Annotated in this window: 11 protein-coding genes; 6 read left to right on the forward strand and 5 right to left on the reverse strand. The window is 68.2% G+C overall.

Annotated elements, in window-relative coordinates:
• Nucleotides 1-30 precede the first annotated feature (30 nt).
• The 5 genes from DBV10_RS06915 to DBV10_RS06935 all read left to right on the forward strand — a co-directional run bounded on the left by DBV10_RS06915 (nucleotide 31) and on the right by DBV10_RS06935 (nucleotide 7,850).
• Nucleotides 31-3,264 (forward strand): efflux RND transporter permease subunit, encoded by a 3,234-nt coding sequence (locus tag DBV10_RS06915; RefSeq protein WP_124511934.1) that lies wholly within the window; start codon nucleotides 31-33, stop codon nucleotides 3,262-3,264.
• Nucleotides 3,264-4,742 (forward strand): efflux transporter outer membrane subunit, encoded by a 1,479-nt coding sequence (locus tag DBV10_RS06920; protein ID WP_124511936.1) that lies wholly within the window; start codon nucleotides 3,264-3,266, stop codon nucleotides 4,740-4,742. The genes DBV10_RS06915 and DBV10_RS06920 overlap by 1 nt, the downstream gene beginning before the upstream one ends.
• Before the next feature lie 185 nt (nucleotides 4,743-4,927).
• Nucleotides 4,928-6,364: an NAD-dependent succinate-semialdehyde dehydrogenase gene (locus tag DBV10_RS06925; RefSeq protein WP_124511938.1), complete on the forward strand. Its 1,437-nt coding sequence runs from the start codon at nucleotides 4,928-4,930 to the stop codon at nucleotides 6,362-6,364.
• A 242-nt stretch (nucleotides 6,365-6,606) separates the two neighbouring features.
• A complete protein-coding gene (locus DBV10_RS06930) occupies nucleotides 6,607-7,167 on the forward strand; it encodes a MarR family winged helix-turn-helix transcriptional regulator (protein ID WP_124511940.1) in 561 nt (186 codons plus the stop codon).
• Nucleotides 7,164-7,850, forward strand: coding sequence for a GNAT family N-acetyltransferase (locus DBV10_RS06935; protein WP_124511942.1), 687 nt, complete (start codon nucleotides 7,164-7,166; stop codon nucleotides 7,848-7,850). Before DBV10_RS06930 ends, DBV10_RS06935 begins: the two co-directional genes overlap by 4 nt.
• A 341-nt stretch (nucleotides 7,851-8,191) precedes the next feature.
• Here the strand turns inward: DBV10_RS06935 and DBV10_RS06940 are convergent, their stop codons facing one another.
• The 5 genes from DBV10_RS06940 to DBV10_RS06960 all read right to left on the reverse strand — a co-directional run bounded on the left by DBV10_RS06940 (nucleotide 8,192) and on the right by DBV10_RS06960 (nucleotide 15,304).
• The gene (locus DBV10_RS06940) at nucleotides 8,192-10,372 is read right to left on the reverse strand and encodes a TonB-dependent siderophore receptor (protein ID WP_124511944.1); all 2,181 of its coding nucleotides are present in this window, start codon (nucleotides 10,370-10,372) and stop codon (nucleotides 8,192-8,194) included.
• A 97-nt stretch (nucleotides 10,373-10,469) separates the two neighbouring features.
• Entirely contained in the window at nucleotides 10,470-12,599 is a 2,130-nt protein-coding gene (locus tag DBV10_RS06945; protein ID WP_124511946.1) for a TonB-dependent siderophore receptor, read from the reverse strand.
• A 431-nt stretch (nucleotides 12,600-13,030) separates the two neighbouring features.
• A complete protein-coding gene (locus DBV10_RS06950; RefSeq protein ID WP_124511948.1) occupies nucleotides 13,031-13,753 on the reverse strand; it encodes a TonB-dependent receptor in 723 nt (240 codons plus the stop codon).
• 169 nt (nucleotides 13,754-13,922) lie between these two features.
• Nucleotides 13,923-14,126: a hypothetical protein gene (locus tag DBV10_RS06955; protein ID WP_124511950.1), complete on the reverse strand. Its 204-nt coding sequence runs from the start codon at nucleotides 14,124-14,126 to the stop codon at nucleotides 13,923-13,925.
• A complete protein-coding gene (locus tag DBV10_RS06960; RefSeq protein ID WP_124511952.1) occupies nucleotides 14,123-15,304 on the reverse strand; it encodes a PepSY domain-containing protein in 1,182 nt (393 codons plus the stop codon). The genes DBV10_RS06955 and DBV10_RS06960 overlap by 4 nt, the downstream gene beginning before the upstream one ends.
• Nucleotides 15,305-15,781: 477 nt before the next feature.
• Between DBV10_RS06960 and DBV10_RS06965 the strand changes: the two genes are divergently transcribed.
• Nucleotides 15,782-16,525, forward strand: a complete 744-nt coding sequence (locus DBV10_RS06965) for a hypothetical protein (protein ID WP_124511954.1) — start codon at nucleotides 15,782-15,784, stop codon at nucleotides 16,523-16,525.
• Nucleotides 16,526-16,743: the final 218 nt, after the last annotated feature.

Raw genomic sequence — 16,743 nt, forward strand, 5'->3', positions numbered from 1 at the left:
GGGCCAGAGCGACACCAGGAATTTGCATCCATGAACCTATCCCGCTTCTTCATCGACCGCCCCATCTTTGCCGGGGTGCTGTCGGTGCTCATCTTCCTCGGGGGGCTCATCGCATTGCGCGGTCTGCCCATCTCCGAATACCCTGAAGTCGCGCCGCCCTCCGTGGTGGTGCGCGCACAGTACCCAGGCGCCAACCCCAAGGTGATCGCCGAGACCGTGGCCACGCCGCTGGAGGAATCGATCAACGGCGTGGAAGGCATGCTCTACATGGGCAGCCAGGCCACCACCGACGGCGTGATGACGCTGACCGTGACCTTTGCGCTGGGCACCGACCCCGACAAGGCCCAGCAGCTGGTGCAAAACCGCGTCTCGCAGGCCGAGCCGCGCCTGCCCGAGGAAGTGCGCCGCCTGGGCGTGACGACCGTCAAGAGCGCGCCGGACCTGACCATGGTGGTGCACCTGGTCTCGCCCAACAACCGCTATGACATCGACTACCTGCGCAACTACGCGGTGCTCAATGTGAAGGACCGCCTCGCCCGCATCGGCGGCGTGGGCCAGGTGCAGATCTTCGGCGGCGGCGACTACTCCATGCGTGTCTGGCTCGACCCGCAGAAGGTCGCGCAGCGCGGCCTTTCGGCCAGCGACGTGGTGACCGCCATCCGCGGCCAGAACGTGCAGGCCGCCGCCGGCGTGGTGGGTGCATCGCCCGGCCTGCCCGGCGTGGACCTGCAGCTGTCCATCAACGCGCAGGGCCGCCTGCAGACCGAAGAAGAGTTCGGCGACATCATCGTCAAAACCGGTGCCGACGGTGCGGTGACGCGCCTGCGCGACATCGCCCGCCTGGAGCTGGGCGCGGCCGACTACTCGCTGCGTTCGCTGCTCAACAACGACCCGGCCGTGGGCATGGGCGTGTTCCAGGCGCCGGGCTCCAACGCGCTCGATATCTCGGCCAACGTGCGCAAGACCATGGACGAGCTGCAGAAGAACATGCCCGAGGGCGTGGAATTCCGCATCGCCTACGACCCCACGCAGTTCGTGCGCGCCTCCATCAAGTCGGTGATCCAGACCCTGCTCGAAGCCATCGCCCTTGTGGTGATCGTGGTGATCCTGTTCCTGCAGACCTGGCGCGCCTCCATCATCCCGCTGCTGGCCGTGCCGGTGTCGGTGGTGGGCACGTTCGCCGTGCTGCACCTGCTGGGCTTCTCGATCAACGCCCTGAGCCTGTTCGGCCTGGTGCTGGCCATCGGCATCGTGGTGGACGACGCCATCGTGGTGGTGGAGAACGTGGAGCGCAACATCGAGGCCGGCCTCACCCCGCGCGAGGCCACCTACCGCGCCATGCGTGAAGTGTCCGGCCCCATCATCGCCATTGCGCTGGTGCTGGTGGCGGTGTTCGTGCCGCTGGCCTTCATCAGCGGGCTCACGGGCCAGTTCTACCGCCAGTTCGCGGTCACCATCGCCATTTCCACGGTGATCTCGGCCATCAACTCGCTGACCCTGTCGCCCGCGCTCAGCGCGCTGCTGCTCAAGGGCCACCACGAGCCCAAGGACGCGCTCACGCGTGGCATGGACAAGGTGCTGGGCGGTGTCTTCCGCGGCTTCAACCGCGTGTTCCACCGCGGCTCCGAGGCCTACAGCGGCGGCGTCAAGCGCGTCATCGGCCGCAAGGCGCTGATGCTGGTGATCTACCTGGCCCTGGTGGGCGTGACCTTCGGCCTGTTCAAGGCCGTGCCCAGCGGCTTCGTGCCGGCGCAGGACAAGCAGTACCTGATCGGCTTCGCCCAACTGCCCGACGGCGCCACGCTGGACCGCACCGAGGACGTGATCCGCCGCATGGGCGACATCATGAAGAAGAACCCGAACGTGGAGGACGCCATCGCCTTCCCCGGCCTGTCGATCAACGGCTTCACCAACAGCTCCAACTCGGGCATCGTGTTCGCCACGCTCAAGCCCTTTGCCGAGCGCACGCGGGCCGACCAGAGCGGCGGCGCCGTGGCGGGCCAGCTGAACCAGTCCTTCGGCGAGATCCAGGAAGCCTTCATCGCCATGTTCCCGCCGCCACCGGTGGCGGGCCTGGGCACCACGGGCGGCTTCAAGCTGCAGATCGAGGACCGCGCATCGCTGGGCTACGAGGCCATGGACGGCGCCGTGAAGGCCTTCATGGCCAAGGCCTACCAGACGCCCGAGCTGGCCGGCCTGTTCACGAGCTGGCAGGTCAACGTGCCGCAGCTGTACGCGAACATCGACCGCACCAAGGCACGCCAGCTCGGCGTGCCAGTGACGGACATCTTCGAGACCCTGCAGATCTACCTGGGCAGCCTGTACGCCAACGACTTCAACCAGTTCGGCCGCACCTACAGCGTGCGGGTGCAAGCGGACGCGGCCTTCCGCGCCCGCAGCGATGACGTGGGCCTGCTCAAGGTGCGCTCCACCTCGGGCGAGATGGTGCCGCTGTCGGCGCTGATGAAGCTGGAGCCGAGCTTCGGCCCCGAGCGTGCCATGCGCTACAACGGCTACCTGGCCGCCGACATCAATGGCGGCCCCGCGCCCGGCTACTCGTCGGGCCAGGCGCAGGCAGCCATCGAGCGCATCGCGGCCGAAACGCTGCCCAAGGGCATCAGCTTCGAGTGGACCGAGCTGACCTACCAGGAAATCCTGGCCGGCAACTCCGCCGTGCTGGTGTTCCTCATCGCCATCCTGCTGGTGTTCCTGGTGCTGGCCGCGCAGTACGAAAGCCTGACCCTGCCGATCGCCATCATCCTGATCGTGCCCATGGGCATCCTGGCGGCCATGACAGGGGTGTGGCTGAGCAAGGGCGACAACAACGTGTTCACGCAGATCGGGCTCATCGTGCTGGTGGGGCTGTCGGCCAAGAACGCGATCCTGATCGTGGAGTTCGCCCGCGAGCTGGAATTTGCCGGGCGTACGCCCGTGCAGGCCGCCATCGAAGCCAGCCGCCTGCGGCTGCGCCCCATCCTGATGACCTCGCTGGCCTTCGTGATGGGTGTGCTGCCCCTGGTGCTGTCCACCGGCGCGGGCGCCGAAATGCGCAGTGCCATGGGCGTGGCGGTGTTCGCCGGGATGATCGGGGTGACGGCCTTCGGCCTGTTCCTCACGCCCGTGTTCTACGTGCTGCTGCGCAAGCTGGCCGGCAACCGCCCGCTGGTGGAGCACGGTGCACACGTGGCGCCGATCTCGCACGCGCCACATGGTGGTGGCATGGGCCAGCCGGTGCTGGCAGCACCCCGCAAGGAGCATGAATGATGTTGACGACAAACTTTGTTTTTGAGAGCGCGCGCAGGCGCAGCCTGCTGGCCCCGTTGGCCGCAGCCCTGGTGCTGGCCGGCTGCATGACGCAGCCCGTGGCCCCGGCCCCCCATGCGGGTGTGGCCGTGCCGGACACCTTCACCGCTGGCGGTGCCGGCCTGCCCGCCGCGCCCTGGACCGTGGTCGCGCCGGCCGAAGCGCAGCCGCGCGGCGAGTGGTGGCTGGGCTTCCAGGACCCGGTGCTGGCCGATCTGGTGCAGCGCGCGGGCCAGGCCAACACCAGCATCCAGCAGGCGGCGGCGCGGCTGGCGGAAGCGCGGTCGCTGCTGCGCTCGGCGGACGCCGCACGCTCCGTGCAGGTGGGGGCATCGGCCGGAGCCACGCGCCAGGCAGGGGCGGCCACCACGGGCAGTGCCACCCCGGCCACGCTGGGCACGGTGGGGCTCAATGCCTCGTACGAGCTGGACCTGTTTGGCCGCCTGTCGCAGACCAGCGACGCCGCGCGACTGGATGCCGACGCCCGTGATGCCCTGCTGCAAAGCACGCGCCTCATGGCGCAGGCCGATGTGGCGCAGACCTATCTGCAGCTGCGCTCGGTGCAGGCCGAGCAGGTGCTGGTGAACGAGAGCCTGGCCGCCTACCAAGACACGCTGCGCCTCACGCAGCGCCGCCTGCAGGCCGGCGACGTGGCCGAGCTGGACGTGGCCCGCGTGCAGACCGAAGTGGCCTCCACCGAGTCCGAGGCCTTGGCGCTGCAGCGCCAGCAGGCCCTGCTGTCCAATGCGCTGGCCGTGCTGGTGGGCGAAGTGGCGAGCGGCTTCACGCTGCCAGCTGCTGCGACCGATGCGGCCCTGCCCGTCATCCCGCCCGGCGTGCCCGGCACGGTGCTGGCACGCCGCCCCGACGTGTCGGCCGCGCAGGCTGCCGTGCTGGCCGCGCAGGCCCGTGTGGGTGTGGCGCAGAAAGCGTGGTTCCCGGCCGTCACGCTCACCGGCAATGCGGGGCATGCATCGCCGGAGCTGGGCGACTTGTTCAAGTGGTCGGCCCGCGCCTGGGGCGTGGGTGCGCTGCTGTCGCTGCCGATCTTCGACGGCGGCCAGCGCGACGCGCAGGTGCAGGGGGCCAAGGCCCGGCTGGAGGCGGCGCTGGCCGACCACCGGGGCCAGGTGCTCAATGCGTTTCGTGACGTGGAGGACCAGTTGACCTCGCTGCGTCTGCTGTCCGGCCAGGCCGAGGCCCAGGCCCGCGCGGTGACGGCCGCTCGCCGTGCCACGCAGTTGTCGGATGCGCGCTACCGCAACGGCCTGGTGAGCCAGCTGGAGCTGCTGGACGCGCGCCGCAGCGAGCTGCGCAACCGCCGCCAGGCGCTGCAGGTGCGCACCGCGCAGTACGTGGCCACGGTGGGACTGATCCGGGCGCTGGGGGGCGGCTGGGGTGACGGCGTGCCTGCCACGGTGGCTGCCGCGTCTCTTTAGGCCTCTGCCCGTTGAGGGGGCCGCTGGTTGCGCCGCCCCCAAATAGCCAGCCCCGCAGCGCGGAGTTGCAAGACTGCGCCTGCGGGGCTGCGCGCTGGCGCCTATAGTGTTTGGTTTTGCGCTTGGCTTGGCGGGGGCCGGCCAGGCGTTTTCCGTCTCATCGTTTTGTCATCAGGAGCCTTTGCATGAGCTATCCCAGCACCCAACTCTTCATCGCCGGTCAATGGCAGGACGCCGCCGATGGCAAATCCATCGCCGTGTTCAACCCGGCCACCGGCAAGGAAATCGGCCGCGTGGCCCATGCCAGCAAGGTGGACCTGGACCGTGCGCTGGATGCAGCCCAGAAGGGCTTTGAAGCCTGGCGCGACATCCCGGCGGCCGAGCGCGCCAAGACCATGCGCCGCGCCGCTGCGCTGATGCGCGAGCGTGCCGAAGCCATCGCCGCCATCATGGTGCAAGAGCAGGGCAAGCCCCTGGCCGAGGCCAAGGTCGAGACCATGGCATCGGCCGACATCATCGAATGGTTTGCCGACGAGTCGCTGCGCGTGTATGGCCGCATCGTGCCCTCGCGCAACCTCAAGGCCACGCAGATGGTGCTGAAGGACCCGGTGGGCCCCGTGGCGGCCTTCACGCCCTGGAACTTCCCCATCAACCAGGTGGTGCGCAAGCTGGCCGCTGCGCTGGCTGCGGGCTGCTCGATTCTGGTGAAGGCGCCCGAGGAAACCCCCGCCAGCCCGGCCGAGCTGATCCGCGCGTTTGCCGACGCGGGTGTGCCCGCAGGCACCGTGGGCCTGGTGTATGGCGACCCGGCTGAAATCTCCAGCTACCTGATCCCGCACCCCATCATCCGCAAGGTCACGTTCACCGGCTCCACACCGGTGGGCAAGCAGCTGGCTGCACTGGCCGGCAAGCACATGAAGCGCGTGACCATGGAGCTGGGCGGCCACGCCCCGGTCATCATTGCCGAAGACGCCGATCTGGAGCTGGCCATCAAGATCGGCAGCGGCGCCAAGTTCCGCAACGCCGGCCAGGTCTGTATCTCCCCCACGCGCTACCTGGTGCATGAAAGCATCCGTGCCGACTTCGTGGCCGGGTTCGCCAAGTACGCGCAGGGCCTGAAGGTGGGCGACGGCCTCACGGCTGGCACGCAGATGGGCCCGCTGGCCAACCCCCGCCGCATCACCGCCATGGCCGACCTGCTGGCCGATGCGGTGCAGCAGGGCGCCAAGGTGCTGGCCGGTGGTGAGCGCATCGGCAGCGAAGGCAACTTCTTTGCGCCCACGGTGCTCAATGACGTGCCCCTGTCGGCCCGCATCGTCAACGAAGAGCCCTTCGGCCCCGTGGCTGCCGTGCGTGGGTTCACCAAGATCGAGGACGCCATTGCCGAAGCCAACCGCTTGCCGTTCGGTCTGGCCGGTTATGCCTTCACCACCTCGCTGAAAAACGCGCACCTGCTGGCCCAGCGCCTGGAAGTGGGCATGCTCTGGATCAACCAGGCCGCCGCCCCTGCGGCCGAGCTGCCATTTGGCGGCCTGAAGGATTCGGGCTACGGCTCCGAAGGCGGCCCCGAAGCCATCGAGGCGCACATGAACACGCGCCTGGTGTCGATCATGAACGTGTAAACGGACGCCCCCGCCGGGCAGTGCGCTTTGGTGCGTGCTGCCTGCATGCGAGGGGTGCGCACCACAAGGGCCTGCGGGCGGTCTCCCGGGAGTTTTCCGCGAGACCGCGCGCAGGCCCTTGGTGTTTTGCGACGGCAGGCATGTACGGCTCTGGAATCACAGGCAGTGGCCTGGCTTGCGTGAAAAACAGATTGACGGTGTCCGTTAAAAGAATATCATGATATATATCTAGGTGATTCAACATGATCGAAGACATCGTTAAGGAACTCGGCTTTCTCACCCTCGGCACACGCTTCAAGCGCATTGGCGAGGCGCTGCAGGCGCAAACCCAGGCGCTGCTGACCGAACACGGCATTGGCATGCCTGCAGCGCATTTCCCCTTGCTCGCGGCGCTGGACTGGCATGGGCCCTTGGGGGTGGGCGAGCTGAGCCAGGCCGTGGGCGTGAGCCAGCCCGTGGTCACGCGCTCGCTCAAAGGCCTGGAGGACAGCGGCCTGGTGTTGTCCGAAGCGGTGGAGGGCGACCGGCGCGTGCGCCGCGTGGCGCTGAGCCCAGAGGGGCAGGCGCTGGTGCAGCGCGCCCAGCGCGAGGTTTGGCCCGTGATCGAAGCCTCGGTGGCCCAGGTGTGTGCATCGCTCGAAGGCCCCTTGCTGCAGCAACTCGCGGCGCTGGAGGTGGGCCTGCAGCGCACCTCGCTGCTGCAGCGCTCGGCAGCCGCCATCGCGAGTGAGCCGCCCACACGCAAGCGCAAAACTCCCGCCCCCGGCCAGCCCGCAAAAAAGACCCAGGAGACCCCACGATGAACACCCCCACCAACCCCTTCGACCGGCCCGTCTGGGCCTCGCTGGCCTGCGCGCCCGCCCTTGCGGAAGGCGGCGATCAGGCCAAACGCTACCGGCGCGACATCCACCTGTTTGCATCCGCCCGGGACGACAGCGACGGCGCCAGCGTGGCGGCCCTCGCCCCCCTGGTGGCCGAAGGCGAGACCGTGTTCGTGCTGCAAGCCCAGCCCGCCCCCGTGCCCCCCGGCCTGCAGGCCCTGCGCCGCGCCGAGGGTGTGCAGATGCTGGCCACGCAGGCGATTGCGCCAGAGCCCGGCAAAGAGGCAATCGTGGAGCTGGGCGACGCCGATGCTGCCGAGATGCTGGCCCTGGCGCAGCTGACCGAACCCGGCCCGTTCCTGCCGCGCACCCACACCATGGGCCGCTTCATCGGCATCCGCGTGGGCGGCCGGCTCGCGGCCATGGCGGGCGAGCGCATGCGTTTTTCGGGCGGCACCGAGGTGAGCGGCGTCTGCACGCACCCGGACTTTCGCGGCCATGGTTTCGCGCGCCGGCTTTCGTCGGTGGTGGCGCATGCCATTCAGCAGCGGGGCGACCAGGCGTTTCTGCATGCGTGGACAACGAACGCAGCGGCGATTGCGCTGTATGAGAGCCTGGGGTTTCGCATCCGCACCGGGGTGCATGTGGTGGTGCTGGGGCGGTGATGGGGTAGCTTTTGCCTCGGGTCCTGTGGGGGAGGCCTGCGCCGCCCTGGTCACGCGCTGCCCGTTGTCGGAGAGCTTGTTTGGGGCTGGCGCCCGCTTCTGCAGACTGCATGGGCGCGCTTTTCTGCCCACAAGCAATGGGTCACGGGCGTCAGGGGCCGTTTCACAACCAGGGGGGCCAACCGCGCTTGTTTGCCAATGCGGCCCCATCAAGAAACCCCGGCTCGCGACCGGGCCGGGGTTTCTTGAAGACTCCTCTTTAGGTAGCGAAAAGAGATGGTCCGTAGAGCGCTACAGCGCATCTTGGCGTGGATTTTTCAAACCCCATCTGCCCATCGCCTTCAGAACCGGTATGTCGAAGTCAACGTATAGGTCCGCGCCTGCCCATAGAAGCAATCCCCCCGCGCCAGGCACTGGGTGATGTGCACCTTGTCCGCCAGGTTGACGACGTTGAAGGCCACGCGCCAGTCGCCTGCGTCGTAGGCCACCATGGCGTCGGCCAGGGTGGCGGCCGGGGTGCTGATGGCGCTGGTGCCGCTCCATTGCGAGCCGGTGTAGCGCACGCCGGCGCCCACCGTCCAGCCGCCGCGGCCCGTGCTGGCAAAGCGGTGGCTCAGCCAGGCCGATGCAGTGTGTTTGGGCACGCTGGCCACGGGCAGGCCCTGGTCGCCCGCGTTGCTGCGGCTGATTTGGGCATCGGTGAAGGCGTAGCCCAGGGTGACATCCCACTGGCGCGCCAGGCTGGCCTGCACCTCGGCCTCGAACCCACGGACCTTGACTTCGCCGATCTGCAGGCTGTTGAGCGGGTTGCCGGGGTCGGTGGTCTTGCGGTTCTTCTCGCGCAGCTGGTAGACCGCCGCGAACGCGCTGATGCCCTGGCCAGGCGGCTGCCATTTCACACCGGCCTCCCACTGCTCGCCGCGCTGGGGCTTGAAGGCCGTGCCGTAGGCATCTACGCCGCCCAGGGGCTGAAACGACTCCGAATACCCCGCGTACGGAGCCCAGCCGCCGTCCATCTGGTACGTGACGCCTGCGCGCTTGGTCCAGGCCTTGTCGTTCACGGCGGCGGCGGGGCGGCCTTCGGTGTCGGTCTGCACGCTGTCGTGGCGCAGGCCCAGGGTGGCGGTCCATCGGCCCCACTTGATCTGGTCCTGGGCGTAGAAGCCGAGCTGTTTTTGCACCACGTTCGGCTGGCGCACCAGTTGCGCGGCCGTGGGCGGCGTGAAGTTGCCGTACACGGGGTTGTAGACGTCGATGGCCGGGGCCACCGCGCGCCAGGCCTGCTGGCCGGTGTGGTTGCGCTGCACGTCCAGGCCGGCCAGCACGGTGTGCTCGGTGCTGCCGGCCTTGAGCTTGCCTTCGAGTTGCGTGTCGATCAGCAGCATGCGGCCGGTGTTGAGGTTCCACACCGCGTCGCGCACCAGGGTGCGGCTGTCGCTGTTGAACACGGGGCGGGCCGGGCGGCCGGTGGCGGTGTTGGCGGTGAAGCTGGAGTAGATGGTGCGGTAGTCCACTTCGCTCACGGTGCGGCGCAGGTTTTGGCGCACGGTCCAGTCCGCATTCAGGCGGTGGCTGAACAGGTAGCCCCAGGAGTTGTTGGTGGTGTCGTATGCGTCCCAGCCCGGCTCGCTGATGAAGGTGTTGCGCGGGATCTGGCCGTAGCGGCTGGGCAGCTGCGTGCCCTGCCAGGGGAAGAAGCCGATCAGCGATCCGCTTTGGTCCTTCTGGTGCAGCGCCTGCAGCGTGAGCGAGGTGTCGGCGTTGGGCTTCCAGGTGAGCGAGGGCGCGAACACCAGGCGGTTGTCGTCCACATGGTCCACCTGCGTGCCGCTGTCGCGGCCCACGGCCACCAGGCGGTAGAGCCACTGGCCGTCCTGGTCGAGCGCGCCGGTCAGGTCCGCCGCGATCTGCTTGCGGGCGTTGTTGCCCAGTTGCACCTGCACCTCGCGCTGCGTTTCGGCCTGCGGGCGCTTGCTGGTGAGGTGGAGCACGCCGCCCACGCTGCCCTGGCCGTACAGCACCGAGGTCGGCCCGCGCAGGAACTCCACGCGCTCCAGCGTGTAGGGGTCGGGGCGGCTGGTGTTGTAGGTGCCGTAGGTGCGCAGCAGGCCGTCCTGGTACTGCGAGACGCTGCCGCCGCGCGCGGCAAAGCTGTCCACGCGGCTGTCGAAGTAGTTGGACACGGCGCCGGCCGTGTAGGCCGTGACCTGGCGCAGGGTCTGCACGCCCTGGGCTTCGATCTGGTCGCGCGTGATCACGCTGATGGCCTGCGGGGTTTCGATGAGGGGCGTGTCGGTCTTGGTGGCCGACAGGGCGCGTTTGGCCACGAAGCCGCTGACCGGGGCGGTGGGGCTCTCCTGCTCGCTGCCCGCGCTCACGGTGACGGGGGCAAGGGCCTTTTCGGCGATGGGTGTGGCGGCGGTGGCCGCAGGCGCGGCCTGCTGTGCCTGCGCGGCGCCGCACAGGGCGAGCAATGCCGCGTGCGCGATGGCGCTGCGGCAGGCGGTGATGCCAGGTTGCATGGTGCTGTTCTCCGATGGTTGAAAAAAGTGGCGGCCCGAAGACGCCAGGCGGTGACGGCCAGCGCCTGGCTCCGGGCCGCAGGGGGGCGCGGGGCCCTCAGAACGTGTAGTCCAGCGCCACCTGCAGGCTGCGTGGCTGGCCTGGCGTCACCGCACCAAAACCAGCGGCAGTGGTGGTGCCGTCCAGGTAGTAGCGGCGGTTGCCCGCGTTCTTCAGGTTGGCCTGCAGGCGCACGCCGCCCGCAAACTGGTAGCCCACGGCCAGGTCCACCACGGTGTAGCCGGGCAGGCGCCACTTGTTGTCGTTGGCGATGAACTTGTCGCCCTGGTGCACCAGGCCGCCGCCCACCCACAGGCCGGGCAGTTGCGGCAGGCGGTACTGCGTCCACAGCGACGCGGTGCGGCGTGTGGCCAGCGCCACGCGGTTGCCCACGTTGCTGCCCGCCGTGGTGTCGGCCAGCACCTTGGGGTCGTGGAAGCTGGCCTGGGCGGTCACCGTCCAGCCGGGGGTGATGCGGCCCTGCAGCTCCAGCTCCACGCCCTTGATGCGCTGGCGCGCGGTGAGCACGGAGTAGCCGGGGTGTGCGGGGTCGTTGGCCGGGGCGTTGGTCAGCGTGAGGTCAAAGGCCGACACCGTGGTCATCAGGCGCTTGTCGGCCCATTCCTGCTTCCAGCCCACTTCGAACTGTTTGCCCTCGGACGGTGCGGCGGCCTGGTCGCCCCACACCAGCGTGCCCGAGTTGGCCTGGAACGAGCGCGCGTGGCTGGCATACAGCATGCTGCCCGGGCGCGGCTCCCAGCTCAGCGCGGCGCTGGGCTGGGTTTTGCTCAGGTCGGTGACGGGGGTGGTGTAGGCGTCCTTGAAGCGGTCGTGGCGCAGGCCCAGCAGCAGGCCGAAGTCGCCCAGCGTCAGGCGGTCCTGCACGAACACGCCGGTGTTGCGGGCATCCGAGGACAGCTTCGTCACGCCGGTGGAGGCTACGGGCGGCACCCGCCCGGCGATGGGGTTGTAGAGGTCGATGGCGCCCAGGTTGCCGGTGGTGCGCGCGCCGTAGATGCCCTGGATGCTGCGCCAGTCCAGCCCCCCCAGCAGGGTGTGCTGCACCGCGCCGGTCTGTACCTTGGCGCGCAGCTCGGCCAGCGCGGTGTCGGACCGGTACTCCTGCCCCGGCGCGAGCCAGTAGCCGCGTGCCACCTTGCCGTTGGTGACCGGGCCGATGGGCGTGGGCAGGTTCACGTTGCGGTCGGTCTCGTTGCGCGACAGGTGCACGCGGCCCTCCAGCCCGTTGGCAAACCGGTGCTGCAGCTCGGTGGAGTAAAAGCGCAGGCGGCCATCGGTGTTCAGCCACGGCTCGCCGTAGAACGCGCCCACGGGCAGCCGGTCGGCACTGCGCGGGTTCTTGGGGTCGGGCACGGCCAGGCCCACGGTGGAGACGCCGTCGCTGCTCTGGGTTTCGGCCTGCGCGCGCCACAGCGTGTCGGGCGTGATCTGCCACTCCAGGCTGCCCGCAAACCCTTGCTTGCGCGGCGTGTTGCCATCCACAAAACTGCCGCCCCGGCTCGCGCCGCCGTCCAGGCGGTAGCGCAGCGTGCCGTCGGTGTTGAGCGGGCCGGTCAGGTCGAACTCGGCGCTGCGCCAGCCATCGCTGCCTGCGCCGATCTTCACGGTGCGCAACGCTTCGGCCTGGGGCCGCTTGCTCACATAGTTGACCAGGCCGCCGGGGGCCACCTGGCCGAACTCCAGCGCGGCCGGGCCCTTGATGACTTCCACGCGCTCGATGTTGAACAGCGGCGGGTCCAGCAGGTGGACGAACTTGGCGCCGTCGCGCAGGTAGTTGTAGGTGTTGTTGGCCCACAGCCCCCGGATGGCGAACTGCGAATACGAGCCGTAGTACTCGCTGCGCGACGAGACGCCCGAGGCGTTGCGCAGCACGTCGCGTTCGGTGGTGGCCATCTGCTGTTCCAGCAGCGCGCCGTCGATCACGCTCACGGCGCGCGGCGTCTCCAGCACCGACAGGCCCAGGCGTGAACTGGCTTGCGTGCGGCGTGCGGGCGTGGCGGCGGCGCCTGCGGTGGAGTCGATGACATCCACCTGGCGCAAGGAGGGGGCGGGGGCTGGCGGGTCGGCGGGTGCCGGTGCAGCGCCGGTTTGTGCCAGGGCCGTTCCGCACAGGGCCAGCAGGGCGGCGTGGGCCACGGCGGTGCGCAAAAAATTCGGTTGGATCATGATGCTATATTTTTGATAGCTGCTAGCGCTTGTCTATCAAGCGGTAAGCGGCAATTTGAATTGCTTGGCTGCAGGCCTCATCCATGCTCTTGTCTGTTCGGGCTGAGCCTGTCGAAGCCAAGGCGCTTTCTGCGAAGAGCCCTTCGACAGGCTCAGGGCGAACGGTTGATCTGAGGCAAGGACCCCTCCAGGCCGTTGGATGCTGAAGCAGCGCCCTTGCAGCGGCCCGCACGAAACCGCTGGCGTGAATGGCTGGCGTGATCGACTGGCTGTTGCAGGGTGGTCCGTCGGCTCGCACGGGAGGGAACTGCGCGTGGCGCGGGCTCAGGTGCGGTGGCGCCGTGCGCGCTGCAGCGCCGTTGTGCGCCGGGCTGCTTGCTGCGCCGCCGCCCGGCGCAGCGGGCGTGCGACGTGGCGGCGGTCGCTGTGGCTCAGTGCGCCTTGGGGGGCGCGGGCAGCGCGGGCGATGCCATGCCCTCGGCCAGCACAAAGGTCAGCGTGGTCACGTAGCTGGCTTCGCCGTACTTCTCGCCCTGGACTTCCCCCGGCGTCTTGTCGCTGTGCTTCACCTCGGCCACGTACTGGCCCTTCCAGGGGGTAACGAAGCTCACGGTGCCGTCTTCACCCGCCTCGGCTTCGCGCGTCCAGCCCGAAGGGGCGGCCAGCTGCACCTTGGCCTTGGGCAGCGGCGCGCCCTTGTAGACCACCTTGAATTCGCCGGGCTTGCCGGTGGGCACCAGGTCCAGCGGCGCGGTGGGCGCCACGGCCTGCGTCAGGCCCGCCACCCAGCGGGCCGCAGGCTGCCAGTGCATCGTGGGCAGGTTGCGCTTGCTGCGGTCGATGAGCGGGTAGGTGGCGGCGGCGAACAACGTGTCGGGTGTGCCGGTCACGGTGTAGTGAAAGCCGTCCTTGGCCAACTGGCCTGCCACGCGCTGGGCCGTGGCGCCGGCGCGCTGCTCCAGCGCGGGCACGCCCTTGAACTGGTCCAGGCGGCCGGGCGAGGTTTCGCGCAGGTTCTCGTTGAACTCGCCAAAGTGCAGGCGGGCCTGGCCTGCGGCGTTTTCGAGCCAGACCTGGTGGGCGTGGGTGGTGGTGGCGGCGGCGATGGCGGCGCAGGCGAGCATTGAGGCCTTGAGGCGCAGGGACGATGGCATGGCAATTTCCTTTCAGTGGTTTCAACAAAAATGGCGAACGCGCAGGGCTCCGCTCCCCAGGCAGTGCGGGGCGCGAAATCGCTGTGCGAAAGAGGGGTGGCTGCCTGCGCCCGGTGGTCAGGCGTTGGGTGGCTGGGTGTTCAGGCGGCCCCACGCCGCCTGGGTGGCGTCAGGAGTCGACGCCGGTGCTGCGTGACGAACTGCGCGGCCAGGAGAACCAGCCCATCACCGCCACCGGCACGCCCAGCGCCACCCACGACCACCAGTCGCCCCAGGTGTCGGACACCAGGGCCGTGACCAGCCCGGTGGCGCAGAGCACGCCCATCGCGATGGGCCAGCCCCACAGGGCGAGGAAGGGGTTGGGCTTCTTCATGCCGCGCCCTCCGTGGTGCGCGCTGCGCCTGCGTACCCGGCGGTGGGGCCGGTGGTGGCATGGGCGGCAGGCTGGGCCGCCTGCACGCCCTTGCGCAGCCACAGGTACAGCCCGCTGCCCAGCACCACGATGGTGGCGAGGTCCAGGAGCGCCCAGAGGATCTTCATCGGCATGCCGCCGTAGTCGCCAAAGTGCAGCGGCTGCGACACCAGCAGCGCCGTCAGGTACCACGGCAGCTGCGGGGTGGCTGTGACCTGTGCCGTGCGCGCGTCCACCAGCACCGGCTTGAGCAGGCGCGAGGTGAGCGGCTCGTTGCCGCGCAGGAAGAAGGTGTTGTGGTGCGGGCTGGAGAACGCCGTGCCCGGGAATGCAATGAACGACAGCTGGGTGCCCGGCGCCTGGGCCTGCGCCACCTCCAGCGCCTGCTGCAGCGGGCCGCGCTCGGCGGCGGGCACGGTGGGCTGGCCTTCATAGGGCTTGAGCAGCACCGAGAGCTGGTCGTACTGCCAGTATTTGATGAGCAGATCGGCCCACGTGTTGATCATGCCTGTGCCGCCCACCACAAAGGCCCACACCAGCGTAACGATGCCCAGCAGGTTGTGCAGATCGAGCCACTTCACGCGCGTGGAGCGGTCACGCCGCACCTCGCCAAATGCCAGCTTGCGCATGAAGGGTACATACAGCACCACCCCCGTGACGATGGCTACCAGCAGCAGCAAGCCCATGAAGCCCAGGAACAGCTTGCCCGGCAGGCCCGCGAACAGGTCCACATGCAGCTTGAACATCACATGCATGAAGCCTTCGTCAAAACGTGGCTGGGCCAGCACCTTCGCCGTGCGTGCATCCACGGCGACGGACTTGAAATCCTCCGTGGGCGCCGGAGTGGGCGTGAGCGTGACGAACCAGACGTTGGAGTCGTCCTCCGGGTGCGATGCGAACTGCACCACGCGATCCGGGTGCAGCGCCTGCGCGGCGGCCAGCACCTTGTCGAGGCTGGCGCGCGGCGTGCTGGCGGGCATGGCGGGCGCCTCGACCTCGGTGCCCAGCAGGTGCCCGATTTCGTGGTGAAAGATCAGCGGCAGGCCGGTGATGCACAGCAGCAGCATGAAGGCGGTGCAGACCAGGCTCGACCACTTGTGGGTCCAGCTCCAGCGGCGCAGGGCGGTGGGGCTCAGCATGGCATGGGGGCGGGGTGGCAAGGGCCGTCGGGCAGTCGCACCACCACCAGCGCCGCCCACGGCACGGGGCACGTTGTCGCAACTGAGAAGGCGAAAAAGTGGTTCATCAAGCCAGACAACCCGGAAACATCGAAAGACGGTGGGTGCTGGCTGCAGCCGGGAGGCCTGTTCAAAAGGGCTCCGGGGGAGGGCTGTGGCTTGCGGAAGCCTAATTTTACATTGTAAATGGGAATTGTTTTTATTCGTGACTGCGTGCGGGGTAGGGGTGTTGGGAAAACGGTGCAGCCTGCTCTTCGGCAGGCGCTTTTGGGGGGGGATGGCTTTGCGCACTGGGGCTGCGGCTGCAGGCTGGGCCTGGAGCCTGCAGGCTATAGTCCCATCGGTCCAACGTGCTGGTTTTGCAGAGATTCACACCTGCGTTTGAAACCAGTGCATCGGCTTCAAACCCAGGCTGCGAGCCGCTTTCAGGAGAACTCCGTGTCCACGATATCCCGCGCCGTTCAGTCTGTCGCGAAAGCATCTGCAGCATGCATGGCTGCCTTGCTCGGGCCCCCTGTTCTGGCCATGCTGTGTGTGGGCAATGCACATGCCGCAGACGGAAACACACCCGCAGAGCAAAGGGCCCGGCTCGCAATAGCCCCCGAGTTTCGGCACCTCGACTTTGTCTTGGCCGCAGCAGAAGGCGACTTGAACGGCGACGGCGTTCCCGACCTGGCCCTGCTGCTGATGGGGCGCAAAGGAGAAGGTCCGAAAGAGGAGAGGCTGTTCGTCCTGACCGGAAGGGCCGATGGCCGCTATCAGGTGCTCTCGGTGTCCGGCGAGTTCTGCCACCCCAGCAAGTTCTACAACCTGGACATCAAGAACAATTCGTTGTTCGTTCAGGCGGTCTACTACGCAGACGCCGCCCGGTTCTCGGGCTTCACGCTGCAGTTCCGCTACAACGCCAAGACGAAAGACCTGGAACACATCGGCGAGCAGCAGGACGACGAAGACTACTCCAGCAACTCCTCTTACCGGGTGAGCCTCAACTACCTGACCAACGCCGCCATTCATTCGCGGCGTGCTGGAAAGAAGTACCAGGAGGTGAGAGGCCGGATCACCGATGCGCCGGGCGTGCTGCCTTTGAACGGGTTTGTCTGCGAAGGCTATGGGATGACGGGCTCTTCGGTCTACCTGGATGAAAGTTTCAAGGTGCACAAGAAAGGCGGGACGCCGCCATGATGCGGAGCGGGTCCGTTGGAAGGGTCCGCAGCGCGGTCAGCATGGCCGCCATCTCCCCGTTAGAGAGTGCTGGTGCGGCCTGTTCACGGCCCATGTGAGGCATTGGGCGTCTGGCGCTCAGGCAAAAAAAGGCATGCCGATGGGATACTTTGTGCTATTAAATTTGTAGCTATAAAGCCATTTTCATCAAGCGGAAGAGGCCAAAATCCCTTGAATGT

Origin of the sequence: Acidovorax sp. FJL06, assembly GCF_003852545.1 — a bacterium.
GTDB lineage: Bacteria > Pseudomonadota > Gammaproteobacteria > Burkholderiales > Burkholderiaceae_C > Acidovorax.